We start from the raw sequence: 14,898 nt of genomic DNA on the forward strand, positions 1-14,898 counted from the left end.
AAATGCAATGCTAAATAAACTAGCAAATAAAAGAAAGCTAAAAGACAGTAATGTTTTTTGTTAATATGCACATGATTTATTATTTAAATATCCATGTTTATTTGTTTGTCTTAGTAATGACTAATCTAGCAAGAATTGTGTCTCGTAAGTAAACATAATGTGTATAGCTTGCATTCTGAGTATTAAACTCCCAAGGCAATAAGCCATCAAGGTTGTAGTGATAATAATAAGTTTGATTGCCTAGGGTTTTCTTAATACGCTCGCCAGTAGCATTGTAAGTGTAGCTTGCCACTACACCATCTTGAGTGCTAACAGTGCTTAGTCTGTTATTATCAGCATAATCAAAGCTAAACTCGCTTATTGTTAATGACATTACCAAGGGCGTCATATTGATAAGTGCTGAGCGTTGGTGCGGTACTATTGGTTATTGATACTGTATCAATGTGATTATTCGTGCTTTGATAGTTGAGTGTTTGTTCTTTGCTGTTGTCAGTGAGAATAGATTTGGTTAGGCGATTATGGTTGGCATCATAGCCATAACTGATATCACCATAGTCGCCATTTGCACTAATCAGTCTATCCAGTGTGTCACAATTAAAGCTTTCAAGTGTTAGGCTTGTAGCACTGATGCTCTCAACATTGGCATTTAAATCATAGCTGTAGCTTTTATCAAATATGTTTTGGGTGGTTGGTGTGTTGAGTTTATAGCCTAAATCAAAGGTGTTGGTTTGCACAAGTCCATTACTTAAAGTATAGGACTTTACTGGACAAAATGGTTAGTGGGTAATATTTATGGCTAATATTTCTCTAGAGTTATTTGTATTGGTTAAACCAACTTCAATCACTTCCCCAATGTTGTTGTAAACATAATCAACAATCACGCCACTTTGGTAGGTGGTATGAGTGATATCATTATTGGCGTTATACTGATAATGGGTGATAAAGTTATAACCGTCAATTGTATGAGTGGTGTTTGTAATATTGCCATACTTGTCATAACGATAATTTGTTGTACCACTACTATCTACGCTACGGTTAAGCCTGCCAATTGCATTGACCCCATCAGTATTATCATCATAGTTAAAGTTGGTATTCAGCGTTGTATTGAGGTGACTAATACTGGTTAAGTGGTTAAGTGGTTAAGTGCATCATAGCTGTAGGTGATGGTAATGCTTCTAGCATCAGTTTGAGTGAGTTGATTGGCCTGCCCATTGTCATAGGTATAAGTCGTTGTACCCGTATCTGGGCTAATTTGCGTGTTGAGGTTGCCCAAGTCATCATAGGTGTAAGTAGCGGTATTATCGTTGAAGTCAGTTACTTGTGCTAAATTATCGTGAGTGTTACGCATTAGGACATCATGGGTAAAACTTTGACTGTTGCTTTTGCCATTCGTTGCTTGGGTTAGCTGGCCAATGGCATTATGAGTAAGATTGGTGATGATGCCACCACTATTAATTCGGCTAACCTTGTCACGCATATCATAGTTGTGTTGTAGTTGCCTTGTTAGCGTATTGCTTGGGTTGTAGGTGTTTTGTGTGATTTGATTGCGTTTGGCATCATAACTATAACTGATAGTTTGTGTAGTTGCGCCATCAGTAGCATTGATATTTACTAAGCGGGCATTACCATCATAACCATAGGTAGTGACAAGTCCATTTGCGTTTGTTTGCTCAGTTGTTTACGTTGGTTGGTTGTTGGTATTGTGGCTAATCAACACTTCTTTATTAGCAGAGCTGTAAATGGAAGGCGTGGTAATTTTGGTGTAAAGATTTTTGGTGGCGGTATTTAAGTATTCATAAGCCGTGATGCGTGCGTTATCAGTGCCAAAGTCCCCAGTCTTTTGCAGCTTTTATTGTCAATTTAGTTGATTTTGCTAATAGGTTTTTTGCTGTTGTGTTGCTCAATAAAGGTAATAACTTCTTGTATGCCTTTAGCATCAGTGAGGGTGGTTTTGGTTTCACTGTTATAATTGAATGTGATTTTTTCTTGGGCAGTAGGGTTGGTGGTGGTAGCGTGCTGCGTAGTAATGGCAAGCCCATTACTACTATAAGCATAAGTCGCAAAGCGTACACCATTGCTACTGGTAATGCCTGTTAAATGATGTGGGAAGTTGGTATTTTCATAGTGATAAGTTTTTATTGGGCTGTTAGGGTAAGCAACACTCAGAAAATTATTATTTGCATCGTAAGCATAAATATAAACTCGGCTATTAGGCGTGATCAGTGTAGTAAGTTGGTTGTTGTCATTATAACTAAACTCAAGTGTATGTCCATAATGTCCAGTGACATTCTCCATTAAGTTACCACTATTATAAGCATAGGTTGTGGCTTTGCCAGTTTTTTGGCGGTAATTTGTAATAATTGTCCAGTTAGCCCGTAACCCTTAGTTGTGCCATCTACATCGGTAAACAAGTAGCCATCACTATTCCCAACAAGGCTGAGTGTGATATCTGTATCTGCATTCCAGTTATTACTATCATTTTTACTAAAAACAAAGCCTTTGTTATCACCACGCATAGCATAAATAGTGTTATTTTCAATATCAAGCTCTAAAGAGCGACTGATAATATTAGCACTCCAGCCATGTCCTAGATTAAAGTTTGCCTGATATACCCCAGTGCCATCATCGGCTTTATAAGAGGCTATCTAAACTGTTGTAATAGCGCGTAAAACTTGGTATATGTTCAATACTTAAGTCAAAATCAACCTTAGTTTGATATTTATTACCACTAGTGTATCACAAGGATTGCCAGCAGGGCAGATAGGCTTACCTTTTTGTTTTTCAGTTTGCTTTTGATGTTGGCCTAAGTCTTTGTTAGAGCATTTATTTAATCTTGATGAATAAAAATAATCATCTGGGCAAGCTCTAGAATAGTTAGACGAAAAAAATTGTTGTATGTTACCTTTTTGATTATTACTTGTTCCTCCTGTTCCTCTTAAACAGACAAGACTCATCCAAGCACCATCGGGAAATACAGTAAAACTCGATTTACAACTGGTACCAGCGACGGAACAACCGTACACACCAGAATAACTAGAGGTAACACAAGAAACATAATGAGGTGTTTGAGAAAGTATATTGTCAACATAATCTGGAAGAGGAACGGAATAAGAATTAAAAGAGAATAATCCTAATAACAAAAATGCAAAAAATCTGATTTTCATAGTGCTTTAGTTGAATTGCTCTAGATCAACAATTTTTTATTTTAAGTTAAAAAAAATAGCATTTTATAGCAGCTTATTGACAAGGTTCGACCTTGTCAAATGATAACTATCTTAAAGTTACTAATTCTTCGGCACTAGTCGGATGAATAGCAACAGTATCATCAAACTGCTTTTTAGTCGCCCCCATTTTGATGGCGACCGCAAATCCTTGCAACATTTCATCAGCACCGTGTCCCATAATATGACAGCCGACGACTTTTTCATCATCACCCACACAGACTAATTTAAGTGCTGTGGTGGTTTTGTGGTTAAGTAAAGCATCTGCCATTGGGGTGAATTCTGATTTGTAAATTTTGACTTTATCAAATTCTTTATTGGCTTCAATCTCCGTGAGACCGATAGTGCCAATCGGTGGGTGTGAGAAAACCACAGTGGAAATGTTACTGCAATCTAAATGCCTATCGGTCATATTGTTATACAGCCTATCAGATAATCTTCTGCCTGCTGCAATCGCCACAGGTGTGAGCGGTGTTCTGCCTGTGGCATCGCCGAGTGCAAAAATATTATCCACATTGGTCACTTGAAATTTATCTGTTGGAATAAAACCGTGCTGGTCAGACTTAACGCCAGTATTTTCTAAACCAAGGTGTTGCGTCATTGGGTCTCTACCAACTGCCCAAATGATTTGGTCAAAACCACTGAATTCACCGTGATTAGTAAATATCGTTTTATCGGCTGAAACTTCATCAATCGTAGTGCTGTGATGAAGGGTAATACCGTGAGCGGTATAGTCTTTATCCAAGGCTTGTTGAATCATCGGGTCAAAACCACGCAATAAGGTATCGGCTCTGCCGAAAATCTCAACTTCGCTGCCGAGTGCATTCAATACGCCAGCTAGTTCAACGCCGATATAGCCACCACCGATAACCGCTACTTTTTTGGGTAATGCTTCTAATTCAAAAAAACCATCTGAAGTAATGCCATATTTGGCACCTTCAATATTCGGAATAGATGGCTCACCACCTGGAGAAAGCACGATATGGTCAGCGGTATATTCTTCACCATTGACAGACACCGTGTTTTTATCCACTAATTTGCCAAAGCCATGAATATAATCAATCCCTAATTTTTCTAAATAGCAGTCATACCAGTTGGTAATACCTTTGATATAGTTATCGCGCCCTTGTTTGAGTTTTTTCCATGAGAAATTTTTAACCTCAATATCAAAACCAAAGCCTTGGGCGCTGTTAATCTGTGTTGCAGTATTGGCGGCAAACCACATCACTTTTTTAGGCACACAACCGACATTCACACAAGTGCCACCAATGGTTTTTACCTCAATGACTAAGCATTTTTTGCCGTATTCACTGGCGCGTTCAACGGCTGAAAGACCACCGGAACCTGCACCAATTGCAATCATATCATAATTTTTTGTCATTTTTTTTCTCCAATAAATAAAAAGGGGCTCCGGCCCCTTAATCTCTAACCTGTTGGGTTTAGTGTGCAATCGGCTTGTCAGTAAAAAGACAGTCTTTGAGCTCTTTATCAAAAGCCTTATCCTTGCGTCTAATCCACTCTAGCACCATTACCGCATGTTCTTTTTCTTCATCACGATTATGTGCCAAAATTGCTGATAATTCGCTGTCTCGACACGCGTCAATGCGCTGATTATACCAATCAATTGCCTCTAATTCCTCCATCAAAGACACAATTGCTTTGTGCATGTCCTTGGTTTCTTGTGTTAAATTTTCTTCTGCTTCGTAGCCTTCATTTGCCATGATTTTCTCCTTGTAAATTTTTCATGATACTATTAATTATATTTGCATAATCAACATCTGCTTTTTTAAATTGCACAAGCATTTGTTGCTGTGTTGGCTGGCTTGTGCTAAACCTTCAGCAATCGTAGTAGTTAATTGTGTTTTTTGTAATTCGTTCATCAGTTTAAATAGATCACCTGCTTGTTGATAATAATCTTGCGCATCTATTGTATCAAAACGCTCTATCCAGGCATTTTCTTCTATGAGCATAGGCAGTTTTCTGCAACTGTTGATATTGGTGCTGGGGTGCTATTATTAATTTAATTATTAAGTAAAACGAATAATATTGATTATAATAATCGATAAAAACGATTATAAATATTATGACACCTCTACTTAAGAACTTAAAATACCTATTAGCGCTTAAACAGTACCTGTATTTTTCCAAAGCAGCAAAAACCTGTTTTGTTAGTCAATCAACTTTAAGTGCAGGCATTAATAAATTAGAACAGGATTTAAATGTTAAGTTAGTTGAGAGAACCAATAAGTCTGTTTTATTCACTCTGTTGGGCGAAAAAGTTGCCAAATATGGCGAAAAAGTTATATTTTCAATGCAAGATTTGGTTGTTATTGCTAATTTAAGTTTTTTTGAATCTACCATCACCATTTCAGCCTATTTATTGCCAAACTTTGTCGCTAGAATCCCCTAAGCTTAAACTCATTATTATTGAAGATACCAGTCAAAATCTTTTACTGAAAGTTGAGCAATTAAAATTAGATTTTGCCATTTTTGCCTTTCCGTTTGAAGAAGAAATCAACATTATTCAAACCCCTATTTTAAAAGATGATTTGGTTTTGGTTAAACACAAGAATACGCAAAACAACGAATTGCTATTATTAGAACAAGGGCATTGTCTGCGAAGCCATATTTTAGATAATAGCCATATTGATAAAACCAAAGTATCGTAATATGCTGTTTCAGCCTAGAAACCCTAGTAACCATGATTAATATGGAAATTGGCGTGAGTTTTTTACCAAAAATTGCTATAGATAGTGGTATTTTAGATAAATATCCAGCACTAGTTATTGACAAAAAACAAAAAAAATTATCTTGTCATATAGGTATTATTTATCGTAAAAACAACCCAAATCAAGAAAATATTTTAGCGTTAAGTTTATTTTTATAATCAAACTCTAAAGATATTTATCAAGATGTTTAATATAGTCTTTTTCAATCCAATTGGTGTCACCTGCAATCACATTATCTGCATGAAAAGCCGGGACTTGGTTGCGAATGCTTAAATAATGGTTGGTCATTATTAGAAGTTGTAACAAGTCATCAATATGCGGAGCATTTTTTAGTACAAAGCCTTTACCCAAATCACTACTTTTCATATTAGAAGTGGTTACAATCATAAATTTATCAGCTGGAACTTGACCGCCTTCGCCATATTCATCTGTGATAATAAATATTTTTTGATATGAAAGAACTTCGCCCAGTCATTTGATCATAGGTGTTGGCATATTAAACCACATAATTGGCGTAATATAAATAATCACATCTGTCTATAAGAGTTTATCAACTTCTCTATCTACATTCCAAGTATCTTTAGTCACATCTGAAACTTTAACTTTATGGCCTTTTTTGCTAAGATGATTATTAGTTAAATAACTTAAATAACCGTTTAGTTGTCCTTTGGCATCAAAAATTGAATAGCCTGCTGTTACTAGTAATATTTTCATTTTATCTCCCATGAATTAGATAATAAAACCATGTTAGAATTAAAGTATATTATTGTCAAGTAGGAACATAATTGGTATATAGTATCATTTAATAGATGATAAAAAGCGTTTTTGGAGAGTTAAGAAAATTTATGCCAAATATTACACAAAGAATGCTTACCAAGCAATTAAGAGAACTTGAAAGTGATGACTTGATTCATCGAAAAGTATATAAAGTTGTACCACCTAAAGTCGAGTATAGCCTTACGGAATAGGGAGAGTCACTTAAAAATACGATTTTATCGTTAGAAAAATGGGGTAAAAATTACCAAAAAACAAAAACAAAAACAAAAACAACTACAACCCAGCCTTTAAACTCGCTTCAATAAATTGATCTAAATTACCGTCTAAAACATCTTGTGTATTAGAAGATTCAACACCAGTACGTAAATCTTTAATTCTTGATTGATCTAGTACATAAGAGCGAATCTGATGTCCCCAGCCAATGTCAGATTTAGTCTCTTCTAAACTTTGTTTTTCAGCATTACGCTTTTGCATTTCTAATTCATAAAGTTTAGATTTTAATTGCTTCATGGCTTGGTCTTTGTTGGTGTGTTGTGAGCGACCATCTTGGCATTGTACAACGGTGTTAGTGGACAAGTGAGTGATGCGTACGGCTGATTCAGTCTTATTAACGTGTTGGCCGCCTGCACCACTAGCACGATAAGTGTCAATGCGTAAATCCGATGGGTTGATATCAATGTCAATATCAGCATCTACTTCAGGGGATACAAATACAGAGCAAAATGAAGTATGGCGTTTACCATTGGCATTAAAGGGGGATTTTCTAACTAGGCGATGAATGCCAATTTCTGTGCGTAGCCAGCCAAATGCGTATTCGCCCTCAAAGTGAATAGTGGCAGATTTGATACCAGCCACTTCCCCTGCTGAGACCTCTATGAGTTTAACTTTAAAATTGTGTTTTTCACCCCAGCGTAAGTACATACGCAGCAACATCTCTGCCCAATCTTGGGCTTCTGTGCCGCCTGAGCCAGATTGAATGTCTAAATAAGCAGAGTTGGCATCTAAATCGCCACTAAACATGCGTTCAAATTCAAGTTTTTCAATGGCAAATTGGGCGACATCTAAATCATCAATGACGCCATTTGCTGTGTCTTCATCATTTTCTGCTTGAGCCATGTTTAACAACTCTTTCGCATCTTCTAAAATAGCATTCACCTGCTCAAAGGTTTGGCAAATTGATGTTAGTCTTGATTTTTCTTGCCCTAGGGCTTGTGCTTGGTTAGGGTTTGCCCAGATGTTTGGGTTCTCCATGTCCAATAAAACCTCTTCTAGGCAGGCTTGTTTTTCTTCTAAACTAATGTGTATTGATAGAGCAATTGTGCGTTGCTTTAAATCTTGGATTTTTTGATAAGTGGGTGAAAGTTCCATGGCATTATTTTAGGTGTAAAAAAAAGCCCCAAACGGGGCTTTTATAAAAATGGGTTAACTTATTTTCTAAGTCCTAGACGAGTAATCAAGTTTGAATAAGCAGTTGCATTAGTACCTCTAAGATAGGTTAGTAATTTCTTGCGCTGAGAAACTAAACGTAGTAGTCCTCTTCTTGAATGGTGGTCTTTTTTATGAGTTTTAAAATGCTCAGTTAGGTGTTTGATGCGAGCTGTTAATAAGGCAACTTGTACATTGGTTGAACCAGTATCACTAGTTTTGCTTTGATATTCTTTAATAATTGTTTGGGTATCAATCGACATAATAAACCTGTAATCAAAAATAATAAAAAAAGATGAATTATACGCTAATTGCTTTATTGTTCTTAAAAAGAAGTTAATAAAAAGATGGCTCATTATTTGGCCTGGTTTTAAAGCGTCTGTGAATCCATAAATATTGTTCTGGTGCTTTTAAAATTTGTTGTTGTAATATTTGGTTGGTTAGTTGTGTATTTTGTTGGGATTTGTTATTAGGGTAACCCGCCAAAGCAGGAGAAAATTCTAGTATGTAAGTCGTGTGTTGACGAGTAAAGGATAAGGGAATAACGACCGTATTATCAATACAGGCTAGTTTCTCTGTGGCTTTTATGGTGGCAGTTTGTATGTCAAAAAAAGGTGTAAATGTGCTGATTTTAGCACCTAAATCTTGGTCGTGCGTGTACCAAATAGGCAGGCCTGATTTTAGAGTTCGAATTAGAGTTTTTGTGTCTTTCGCCTTAATCATCAAACTACCATGTTGGGTGAATATTTTTTGCATTTGATTGTCAAATAAGGCGTTATTTTGTGGGCGGTAAACATCAGCAAAATCAAAGTTTTGTAATAGCATTCTGCCAGCAAGCATCATGGTTGTAAAATGTCCAACGAGTAAAATGATATTTTGTTGCTTATCTAAGGCATTTTGTAAAATCTCAGCGCCTTCAATGTGATAGCGTTGCTTGAGTCTTTTGTCGCTCAAATAAAAGCAATTTGATATTTCAAACAGTCCAATGCCTAGTGCTTCAAAATGTTGTTTAACTAAATGAGTTACTTGAACTTTGTTTTTATTAGGAAAGCATTTAGAGATATTCACAAAAGCAATTTTCCTGAATCTGCTTAATAGTGGATATAGTATTCTGCCTATTATTTTGCCCATCATTAACTGGATTTTAAGCGGTAACTTAGCGCTTAGTTTCATCAAGCCAATTAAAGTCCAAGTGGGTATAAATCTAGGATGATAGAACTTTGTTTTTGCCATTAAAATATAATTTTAAATGTCTTAAATATTGATTATAGAAAATGCCGTTTGTTAATACAGATTTTAAAGATGATTTACCTAACCGTGTAGATATTGTTGACATAATTAATCGGCGTGTGTCACTTAAAAAGGCAGGCAAAGAGTACAAAGCATGTTGTCCATTTCATCATGAAAAAACCCCATCATTTAGCGTTTCAGCCGAAAAACAAGTGTATATATGTTTTGGTTGTGGAGAGGGCGGTGGTGTAATTAACTTTGTTATGAAGTTTGATAACTTAGGCTTAGTTGAGGCGATAGAGACCATTGCCGGCGAATCAGGAATCAGTGTGGTATATGATGAGAATACCAAGCCTGTAGATTCAAGATTAGCTCGTTATCGAGATTTAATGCAACGAGTTGGTCAGTTTTATATTCAGCAATTAAAACAATCTCCTGCAAAAGACAAAGCGGTTAATTACGCTAAAAATAGAGACATTAGCGGCGAAATTGCCAAACGTTTTGAACTGGGTTTTGCACCACCTAGTAGCAACTTACTATCTGAATTTGAAAAAAATGATCAAAATATTGCCGATTTAAAAGCGATGGGATTGTTGGGTGATGACCAATATCGTTCAGGGCAATATTACGATTTTTTTAAAGACCGCCTTATGTTTCCCATTCACAATGCCAAAGGCAATATTATTGCCTTTGGCGGTCGGGCGTTTGATAATAATGCCAAGGCAAAATATTTAAATTCACCTGAAACGCCTATTTTTTCAAAATCAAAAGAGCTTTATGGCTTGTATCATGCGCGTAAATATTCACGCTCGATTGATTATATTTTGGTAGTAGAAGGTTATATGGATGTGGTTGCTCTTCATCAAGCAGGCATATCACAAGTGGTTGCTGCGTTAGGCACAGCAACTACAATAGAGCATTTAAATATTTTATCGCGCACAACAAACACCATTATTTTTTGTTTTGATGGCGATAAGGCAGGAAAAAAAGCCGCTTGGCAGGCGTTAAATATTACTTTGCCAGTAATTAAAGCTGGCATGATTGTTAAATTTTTATTTTTGCCAGATGGCGAAGACCCAGATACTTTGGTTAAAAAAGAACCGAGCAAAGTATTTGTAAAACGTGTTGAAAATGCACAACTCTTGAGTCAATTTTTATTTAGCCATATCAAGGCAGAGGTAGATTTTGGCACGATTGAAGGTAAAACTTTATTTTTAGAAAAAGTATCGGCGTTACTGGGAAAAATAAATTATGAAACTTACCAGCAACAGCTATTAGAAGGGTTAGCAGACGAAGTCAAGCAAAGTGTTGAACAGGTTAAATCCATATTAGATCGGCAAGATGCACCCGCTCAAACTAATACATTTGATATGCCGCCAAATTATGAAGAGCCGCCCATGGCTGATTTTTATGATAGTGATGAAAATTATCAAGCATTAACACCAATACCCACCAAGAGTAGTAATTCATTAATTGATCAAATGATTGGCTTGTTACTAAACCATCCTTCTATGGTTGATGAAACGATAGAACTCAGGGTGAGAGAAATTAATGATGCAGATGTGTTGCAAGAGTTGGCTAATTCGGCTTTGTTACAAGAGGATATTGCTTTGGAGGGTATGATAGAGCCATTCCCTCAGAAAAAACAACAATTGCTTAATCTATACAATAAGAAAAAAGTATTAAAAAATTACGACTATAAGGGTGAATTTTTGGATGCTTTGTTAAAGATTGAAGAAAAACAAAAACAAGAAAGTGCTTTATTAATTACAAATGAAGCAGAATATACAAAAAGTTTACAGGCAAGAAAAGGCAAACTCAAGAGTTAGTTTTTCATGCTTAATTTGATTGAAGTGTCATTGGTTAAAATGTGTCCCATTGCCTCTTTAAATACCATTGCTGCTGAGTTTGACCCTTCGCATTTACTACGAAGATTAGGGTTCCAAGAGGTATAGCATTTTTTAGGATAATCAAGCCTTACTGCCATAATATATTTAGGTTTTTTAACAGGCACAAAGCCGGTAAAGAAAGTGCGCTTAGCGCCTTTTTTATTATATGATCCATTAACCACCATCTCTGCTGTTCCTGTTTTTCCAGCCACGTTGTAGCCTTTGATTTGTGCTCGATATCCAGACCCTTGATTTGAAGTGACTGCGCTTAATAATTGAGCAATTTTTGCAATAGATTGTTTGTTAAATACTTGAGTTGTGTCCTCATAGGTACTGGTATTTTTAACCAGTTTTAATGGCGGCATAGCACCTTCATTGGCAAATACCAAATAAGCTCTAGCCAATTGCGCCAGATTAGTCTCCATTGGCCCATGACCAAATGATAAGGTGCGTTTGTCACTTAATGCCCATGAACTAAAGTGTCTCAATGAGCCAGAATTTTCAATGCTTGGTATAAGGCCTAGTTGATGGCCAAATCCCAGCTTGTTCCAAGTGTTGTACATGGCTTCTGGCTCAAGCCTTTCGGAGACATTAACAGTACCAAGATTGTGAGATTTTTGCAATATTTTTTTAATTGTCATTTGCTTGTATTTGCCATCTGGCTTGATATGACCAATGCGTTTTGAAACATCAATAAGTTCATCTTCAGTGGCTGTTATTTGGTTTTTATCCAATGCCAAAAGCATGGTGAATGGTTTCATGGTTGAGCCTGGCTCTACTTTATCAGACAGTACTCTATTACGATAATGTTCAGCATTATAAGTGCTATTATCATTTGGATTATCAGCAGGGTAATTGACCATCGCCAGCACTTCACCATTTGGTGCAAGAATAATGGCTGAGCCTGAATCTGCCTCATGCTTTTGAACCGATTTTTTAATGGCTTCATAAGTATGGTATTGAATGTCAGTATCAATAGTCAGCATTATGTTTTGCCCTTGTTGTTTTTGAGTGATTGTTTTAGAATTGAAATACGCTTCATCGGTGCCAACTTTAAAATTAATCAGCGTTTGTCCATTACGCCCAGCAAGGCTATTTTCAAATTCTCCCTCAATGCCAGAAGTGCCTTTTTTGTTGGCATTAACTCGACCTAATAGTGGTGCTAACGAGGCAGATTTTGGATAGTATCTTTTCGTATCTTGTTGTAATGCTACGCCAGCAATTCTTGCTTTTTTGCATCGTTTAACAAGGACGTAGGTTGTTTTTGTCTTTTGTAAGTTTAAGGTGTTTAAGGCGTGTTCAATGAAACTTAATTTATTAGCCATCTTTTTATTTGTACAGACTGAAATTCTCATTAATTTTAATTGCTTTAATTTGTTAATAATAGGGTCGGTGAGTGTGATATTATTCTTAATAATCAAATATCTTGAACCAATTTTTCGTTTTGATACGAGTAACTTACTGAGCGTTTGAACTTTTATATCTAGGACGTGCGCTAATTTGGGAATAAATTCGACCTGAATCAGTGTTGGGTCTAAATTAAGGCGTTTTAACAGTAAATTACTGGCAAGGATATGTCCGTTTCTATCTAGAATATCACCTCGTTGGGCAATTTTTGTCTCTAAATTAACGGCTTGATAATCAGCCCTGTCTTGTATTGACAAACTTGTGATATTAGATTGTGATATAGAGGCGGTTTGATAAGCAAAAACACTAAAAAGAAATACAAAAAAATATTTAACTGCACCTTGTCTGCGCCAGTAATTTTGCACCCGTCCTAGCATCAATGTTTTTGAAATGGTTGATATTTTTCCACTCATAATGACAATTCTCTTTGTCTTTTAGGCGCTTGCATTTTTAATATTTTTAAAGCTTTGGCTTTAATGGCGCTACCACTGGTTGTTTGTGATTGTTCAATTAATAATTGCTTATGCAGAGCGATTAATTGGTGGTTTCGTGTCTCTATACGTTTTGATTGAGTATATAAAAGATATATTTGATGATGCCAAGAGATGGTTAAAATACTCAACACAACCACACCTAATATTAGTGCAATATTAAGCTTGGTTTTGTTGATATTTAAGGACATTTTAATTTTTGCTTGCTACTCGTAAAATTGCACTTCGAGCACGGGAATTGCTACTAATTTCTGCCTTACTAGCAAAGTGCTTGCCTAAATCTTTCAGGCAAGTTTTTTCAATTTTATAGTCAATAATAGGCAAGCCTTTTGGTAGGGTTTTTTGTCGTGAATTTTTTTGAATAAAACGCTTAACAATACGATCTTCAATCGAGTGAAAACTAATAATAGACAGCCTACCATGCTTGCTTAAAACATCTTTGGACTGTTCCAATACAGCTTCAAGCTGTTTAAGTTCTTGGTTGATAAAGATACGTATGGCTTGAAAAGTTCGTGTGGCAGGGTGTTTGTTTTTTTGCCCTTTTACTACTTCACTAACAATATTGGCAAGCACTAAAGTGGTTTCTAATGTGTGGTTTTGTTGGTATTTTTTGATTCTAGTAGCAATATGTCGTGATTTTTTTTCATCACCAAATTGATAAATAACATTGGCAATCTCTTCCTCATTGGCCGACTTTAGCCATTGTGTGGCACTGACGCCTGTGGTTTGGTTCATACGCATATCTAGTGGGCCATCAGCCTTAAAGCTAAAACCACGTTGTGCATTGTCCAACTGAGGTGATGAGACACCAAGATCCATTAAAACACCATCAATCTTACCTATTAATCCTTGCTGAGTTATGATACTTAGCATATTTGAAAATGCGCTGTGAATAAGGGTTAGGCGATTATCAGTAAAATTTTTATGGGCGTATTCAATCGCACTAATATCTTGGTCAAAGGCGATTAATTTTCCTTGCTTATCTAACTTGTTCAATACGCCTTGAGCATGACCACCACGACCAAAAGTTGCATCAATATAAATGCCATCAGTTTTTATATTAAGTGCATCAATTGATGCATTAAACATCACAGATTGGTGGTGATTAGACATCATAGCGATAATTGGGCAATTTCTATTGGGATTTGGGTTTGTTTACTGAGTGTGTCAAGATTGTCAAATTGTTTATGCCAAGTATTCTCATCCCATAATTCAAAATTATGCCCTTGACCACTCATGATAATTTTCTTATCTATATGGGCATAATGTTTAAGTGTTGAAGGAATTAGAATGCGCGCCGCCTTGTCCAATTCACAATCAGTAGCATGACCAATGAGTTTGCGTTTTAGTCGTTTTGTGTGGATATTTAACGAAGGCAAGGCACTGATTTTTTCTTCCAATATTTGCCAATCTTTTAAAGGATACAACAACAAACATTCATCCTCTGGATGAATACTCAGTACCATCTTACCTGAACAAATTTCATCAATTTGCGTTTGGTGGCGTGTTGGCATTTTTACCCTTCCCTTGGTGTCAACGCTTAAATTGTGCACCCCTCTGAACATTAGCGATGTTGCTGATATTTTTGCATATAAGCCATGACACCTAATATTAAAGCCACAATGGTGATAATTAAAAATGGTTTGGTATTATTTATTTGGTTTTGTTGTGCACCTATCAGAGCTAAAACACTGAGTACAAGCTTCAATTTTTTTTTCATACAAGAACT

Annotated in this window: 25 protein-coding genes; 6 read left to right on the top strand and 19 right to left on the bottom strand. The window is 36.1% G+C overall.

Annotated features, from left to right (window positions below):
- Positions 1 to 97 precede the first annotated feature (97 nt).
- On the bottom strand, positions 98 to 373 hold the full coding sequence (locus CVPH_RS01455) for a hypothetical protein (protein ID WP_201341773.1): 276 nt from the start codon (positions 371 to 373) through the stop codon (positions 98 to 100).
- The gene (locus CVPH_RS01460) at positions 348 to 734 is read right to left on the bottom strand and encodes a hypothetical protein (RefSeq protein ID WP_201341774.1); all 387 of its coding nucleotides are present in this window, start codon (positions 732 to 734) and stop codon (positions 348 to 350) included. The genes CVPH_RS01455 and CVPH_RS01460 overlap by 26 nt, the downstream gene beginning before the upstream one ends.
- 165 nt (positions 735 to 899) lie before the next feature.
- On the opposite strand from CVPH_RS01460, the gene CVPH_RS10435 reads away from it, so the two are divergent.
- Positions 900 to 1,127 carry a hypothetical protein gene (locus CVPH_RS10435; protein ID WP_245396170.1) on the top strand — a complete coding sequence of 76 codons (228 nt, stop codon included), beginning with the start codon at positions 900 to 902 and terminating at the stop codon, positions 1,125 to 1,127.
- On the opposite strand, the gene CVPH_RS01470 is transcribed toward CVPH_RS10435, so the two are convergent.
- The 7 genes from CVPH_RS01470 to CVPH_RS01505 form a co-directional block, all read right to left on the bottom strand.
- On the bottom strand, positions 1,124 to 1,477 hold the full coding sequence (locus CVPH_RS01470; protein ID WP_201341775.1) for a hypothetical protein: 354 nt from the start codon (positions 1,475 to 1,477) through the stop codon (positions 1,124 to 1,126). The two genes, CVPH_RS10435 and CVPH_RS01470, sit on opposite strands and share 4 nt — an antisense overlap.
- Positions 1,478 to 1,860: 383 nt before the next feature.
- Positions 1,861 to 2,295 carry an RHS repeat domain-containing protein gene (locus CVPH_RS01480; protein ID WP_201341776.1) on the bottom strand — a complete coding sequence of 145 codons (435 nt, stop codon included), beginning with the start codon at positions 2,293 to 2,295 and terminating at the stop codon, positions 1,861 to 1,863.
- A complete protein-coding gene (locus tag CVPH_RS01485; RefSeq protein ID WP_201341777.1) occupies positions 2,295 to 2,516 on the bottom strand; it encodes a hypothetical protein in 222 nt (73 codons plus the stop codon). The genes CVPH_RS01480 and CVPH_RS01485 overlap by 1 nt, the downstream gene beginning before the upstream one ends.
- Positions 2,517 to 2,690: 174 nt before the next feature.
- Positions 2,691 to 3,164, bottom strand: coding sequence for a hypothetical protein (locus CVPH_RS01490; RefSeq protein ID WP_201341778.1), 474 nt, complete (start codon positions 3,162 to 3,164; stop codon positions 2,691 to 2,693).
- 106 nt (positions 3,165 to 3,270) lie between these two features.
- A complete protein-coding gene (gene gorA / locus CVPH_RS01495) occupies positions 3,271 to 4,602 on the bottom strand; it encodes a glutathione-disulfide reductase (RefSeq protein WP_201341779.1) in 1,332 nt (443 codons plus the stop codon).
- 58 nt (positions 4,603 to 4,660) lie between these two features.
- The gene (locus tag CVPH_RS01500; protein WP_201341780.1) at positions 4,661 to 4,942 is read right to left on the bottom strand and encodes a ferritin family protein; all 282 of its coding nucleotides are present in this window, start codon (positions 4,940 to 4,942) and stop codon (positions 4,661 to 4,663) included.
- 36 nt (positions 4,943 to 4,978) lie between these two features.
- Positions 4,979 to 5,191 (bottom strand): catalase-related domain-containing protein, encoded by a 213-nt coding sequence (locus CVPH_RS01505; RefSeq protein ID WP_201341781.1) that lies wholly within the window; start codon positions 5,189 to 5,191, stop codon positions 4,979 to 4,981.
- A gap of 113 nt (positions 5,192 to 5,304) precedes the next feature.
- Between CVPH_RS01505 and CVPH_RS09925 the strand changes: the two genes are divergently transcribed.
- Genes CVPH_RS09925 through CVPH_RS09935 form a run of 3 tightly spaced genes read left to right on the top strand, consistent with a single transcriptional unit; the run spans position 5,305 to position 6,108 of the window.
- Positions 5,305 to 5,631, top strand: coding sequence for a LysR family transcriptional regulator (locus tag CVPH_RS09925; RefSeq protein WP_225879749.1), 327 nt, complete (start codon positions 5,305 to 5,307; stop codon positions 5,629 to 5,631).
- Positions 5,612 to 5,890, top strand: coding sequence for a type 2 periplasmic-binding domain-containing protein (locus tag CVPH_RS09930; protein WP_225879750.1), 279 nt, complete (start codon positions 5,612 to 5,614; stop codon positions 5,888 to 5,890). Before CVPH_RS09925 ends, CVPH_RS09930 begins: the two co-directional genes overlap by 20 nt.
- A 32-nt stretch (positions 5,891 to 5,922) precedes the next feature.
- On the top strand, positions 5,923 to 6,108 hold the full coding sequence (locus CVPH_RS09935) for a type 2 periplasmic-binding domain-containing protein (RefSeq protein ID WP_225879751.1): 186 nt from the start codon (positions 5,923 to 5,925) through the stop codon (positions 6,106 to 6,108).
- Between the two features lie 7 nt (positions 6,109 to 6,115).
- Here CVPH_RS09935 and CVPH_RS01515 read toward each other — a convergent pair whose 3' ends face one another.
- A complete protein-coding gene (locus CVPH_RS01515; protein WP_225879752.1) occupies positions 6,116 to 6,316 on the bottom strand; it encodes a hypothetical protein in 201 nt (66 codons plus the stop codon).
- A 171-nt stretch (positions 6,317 to 6,487) separates the two neighbouring features.
- Positions 6,488 to 6,664, bottom strand: a complete 177-nt coding sequence (locus CVPH_RS01520) for a hypothetical protein (protein ID WP_201341783.1) — start codon at positions 6,662 to 6,664, stop codon at positions 6,488 to 6,490.
- Positions 6,665 to 6,816: 152 nt separating this feature from the next.
- Here CVPH_RS01520 and CVPH_RS10620 point away from each other — a divergent pair, with 152 nt between their 5' ends.
- Complete coding sequence (locus CVPH_RS10620) at positions 6,817 to 6,918, top strand: winged helix-turn-helix transcriptional regulator (protein WP_281064684.1); 102 nt, start codon at positions 6,817 to 6,819, stop codon at positions 6,916 to 6,918.
- 82 nt (positions 6,919 to 7,000) lie between these two features.
- Here CVPH_RS10620 and prfB read toward each other — a convergent pair whose 3' ends face one another.
- The 3 genes from prfB to CVPH_RS01540 form a co-directional block, all read right to left on the bottom strand.
- Entirely contained in the window at positions 7,001 to 8,095 is a 1,095-nt protein-coding gene (prfB, locus tag CVPH_RS01530) for a peptide chain release factor 2 (RefSeq protein ID WP_201341784.1), read from the bottom strand.
- A gap of 59 nt (positions 8,096 to 8,154) precedes the next feature.
- The gene (rpsO, locus tag CVPH_RS01535; protein ID WP_201341785.1) at positions 8,155 to 8,415 is read right to left on the bottom strand and encodes a 30S ribosomal protein S15; all 261 of its coding nucleotides are present in this window, start codon (positions 8,413 to 8,415) and stop codon (positions 8,155 to 8,157) included.
- A 73-nt stretch (positions 8,416 to 8,488) separates the two neighbouring features.
- Entirely contained in the window at positions 8,489 to 9,385 is an 897-nt protein-coding gene (locus tag CVPH_RS01540; protein WP_201341786.1) for an LpxL/LpxP family acyltransferase, read from the bottom strand.
- Positions 9,386 to 9,426: 41 nt separating this feature from the next.
- Here CVPH_RS01540 and dnaG point away from each other — a divergent pair, with 41 nt between their 5' ends.
- The gene (gene dnaG, locus CVPH_RS01545) at positions 9,427 to 11,211 is read left to right on the top strand and encodes a DNA primase (RefSeq protein WP_201341787.1); all 1,785 of its coding nucleotides are present in this window, start codon (positions 9,427 to 9,429) and stop codon (positions 11,209 to 11,211) included.
- Here dnaG and CVPH_RS01550 read toward each other — a convergent pair.
- From CVPH_RS01550 to CVPH_RS01570, 5 genes are read right to left on the bottom strand one after another with little or no spacing between them, the layout of a single operon-like run.
- Positions 11,208 to 13,091 (bottom strand): peptidoglycan D,D-transpeptidase FtsI family protein, encoded by a 1,884-nt coding sequence (locus CVPH_RS01550; protein WP_201341788.1) that lies wholly within the window; start codon positions 13,089 to 13,091, stop codon positions 11,208 to 11,210. The genes dnaG and CVPH_RS01550 overlap by 4 nt on opposite strands.
- Complete coding sequence (locus CVPH_RS01555; RefSeq protein WP_201341789.1) at positions 13,088 to 13,360, bottom strand: cell division protein FtsL; 273 nt, start codon at positions 13,358 to 13,360, stop codon at positions 13,088 to 13,090. The genes CVPH_RS01550 and CVPH_RS01555 overlap by 4 nt, the downstream gene beginning before the upstream one ends.
- 1 nt (position 13,361) lies before the next feature.
- The gene (gene rsmH / locus CVPH_RS01560) at positions 13,362 to 14,285 is read right to left on the bottom strand and encodes a 16S rRNA (cytosine(1402)-N(4))-methyltransferase RsmH (protein ID WP_201341790.1); all 924 of its coding nucleotides are present in this window, start codon (positions 14,283 to 14,285) and stop codon (positions 13,362 to 13,364) included.
- Positions 14,282 to 14,734 carry a division/cell wall cluster transcriptional repressor MraZ gene (gene mraZ / locus CVPH_RS01565; RefSeq protein ID WP_201341791.1) on the bottom strand — a complete coding sequence of 151 codons (453 nt, stop codon included), beginning with the start codon at positions 14,732 to 14,734 and terminating at the stop codon, positions 14,282 to 14,284. Before mraZ ends, rsmH begins: the two co-directional genes overlap by 4 nt.
- The gene (locus CVPH_RS01570; protein ID WP_201341792.1) at positions 14,734 to 14,889 is read right to left on the bottom strand and encodes a hypothetical protein; all 156 of its coding nucleotides are present in this window, start codon (positions 14,887 to 14,889) and stop codon (positions 14,734 to 14,736) included. Before CVPH_RS01570 ends, mraZ begins: the two co-directional genes overlap by 1 nt.
- Positions 14,890 to 14,898: the final 9 nt, after the last annotated feature.

The organism is Abyssogena phaseoliformis symbiont OG214, from assembly GCF_016592595.1.
Lineage (GTDB): Bacteria > Pseudomonadota > Gammaproteobacteria > PS1 > Pseudothioglobaceae > Ruthia.

What these genes read in the sequence shown, in the direction of transcription:
- CVPH_RS01505 (WP_201341781.1), bottom strand. Translation starts at nt 5,191, where the DNA reads ATGCTCATAGAAGAAAATGCCTGGATAGAGCGTTTTGATACAATAGAT.
- rsmH (WP_201341790.1), bottom strand. Translation starts at nt 14,285, where the DNA reads ATGATGTCTAATCACCACCAATCTGTGATGTTTAATGCATCAATTGAT.
- rpsO (WP_201341785.1), bottom strand. Translation starts at nt 8,415, where the DNA reads ATGTCGATTGATACCCAAACAATTATTAAAGAATATCAAAGCAAAACT.
- mraZ (WP_201341791.1), bottom strand. Translation starts at nt 14,734, where the DNA reads ATGTTCAGAGGGGTGCACAATTTAAGCGTTGACACCAAGGGAAGGGTA.
- gorA (WP_201341779.1), bottom strand. Translation starts at nt 4,602, where the DNA reads ATGACAAAAAATTATGATATGATTGCAATTGGTGCAGGTTCCGGTGGT.
- CVPH_RS09925 (WP_225879749.1), top strand. Translation starts at nt 5,305, where the DNA reads ATGACACCTCTACTTAAGAACTTAAAATACCTATTAGCGCTTAAACAG.
- dnaG (WP_201341787.1), top strand. Translation starts at nt 9,427, where the DNA reads ATGCCGTTTGTTAATACAGATTTTAAAGATGATTTACCTAACCGTGTA.
- CVPH_RS01470 (WP_201341775.1), bottom strand. Translation starts at nt 1,477, where the DNA reads ATGCGTGACAAGGTTAGCCGAATTAATAGTGGTGGCATCATCACCAAT.
- CVPH_RS01485 (WP_201341777.1), bottom strand. Translation starts at nt 2,516, where the DNA reads ATGCGTGGTGATAACAAAGGCTTTGTTTTTAGTAAAAATGATAGTAAT.
- CVPH_RS01555 (WP_201341789.1), bottom strand. Translation starts at nt 13,360, where the DNA reads ATGTCCTTAAATATCAACAAAACCAAGCTTAATATTGCACTAATATTA.
- CVPH_RS01540 (WP_201341786.1), bottom strand. Translation starts at nt 9,385, where the DNA reads ATGGCAAAAACAAAGTTCTATCATCCTAGATTTATACCCACTTGGACT.
- CVPH_RS01490 (WP_201341778.1), bottom strand. Translation starts at nt 3,164, where the DNA reads ATGAAAATCAGATTTTTTGCATTTTTGTTATTAGGATTATTCTCTTTT.
- CVPH_RS01520 (WP_201341783.1), bottom strand. Translation starts at nt 6,664, where the DNA reads ATGAAAATATTACTAGTAACAGCAGGCTATTCAATTTTTGATGCCAAA.
- CVPH_RS01480 (WP_201341776.1), bottom strand. Translation starts at nt 2,295, where the DNA reads ATGGAGAATGTCACTGGACATTATGGACATACACTTGAGTTTAGTTAT.
- CVPH_RS01500 (WP_201341780.1), bottom strand. Translation starts at nt 4,942, where the DNA reads ATGGCAAATGAAGGCTACGAAGCAGAAGAAAATTTAACACAAGAAACC.
- CVPH_RS09935 (WP_225879751.1), top strand. Translation starts at nt 5,923, where the DNA reads ATGATTAATATGGAAATTGGCGTGAGTTTTTTACCAAAAATTGCTATA.
- CVPH_RS01570 (WP_201341792.1), bottom strand. Translation starts at nt 14,889, where the DNA reads ATGAAAAAAAAATTGAAGCTTGTACTCAGTGTTTTAGCTCTGATAGGT.
- CVPH_RS01550 (WP_201341788.1), bottom strand. Translation starts at nt 13,091, where the DNA reads ATGAGTGGAAAAATATCAACCATTTCAAAAACATTGATGCTAGGACGG.
- CVPH_RS10435 (WP_245396170.1), top strand. Translation starts at nt 900, where the DNA reads ATGAGTGATATCATTATTGGCGTTATACTGATAATGGGTGATAAAGTT.
- CVPH_RS10620 (WP_281064684.1), top strand. Translation starts at nt 6,817, where the DNA reads ATGCTTACCAAGCAATTAAGAGAACTTGAAAGTGATGACTTGATTCAT.
- prfB (WP_201341784.1), bottom strand. Translation starts at nt 8,095, where the DNA reads ATGGAACTTTCACCCACTTATCAAAAAATCCAAGATTTAAAGCAACGC.
- CVPH_RS01515 (WP_225879752.1), bottom strand. Translation starts at nt 6,316, where the DNA reads ATGAAAAGTAGTGATTTGGGTAAAGGCTTTGTACTAAAAAATGCTCCG.
- CVPH_RS01455 (WP_201341773.1), bottom strand. Translation starts at nt 373, where the DNA reads ATGTCATTAACAATAAGCGAGTTTAGCTTTGATTATGCTGATAATAAC.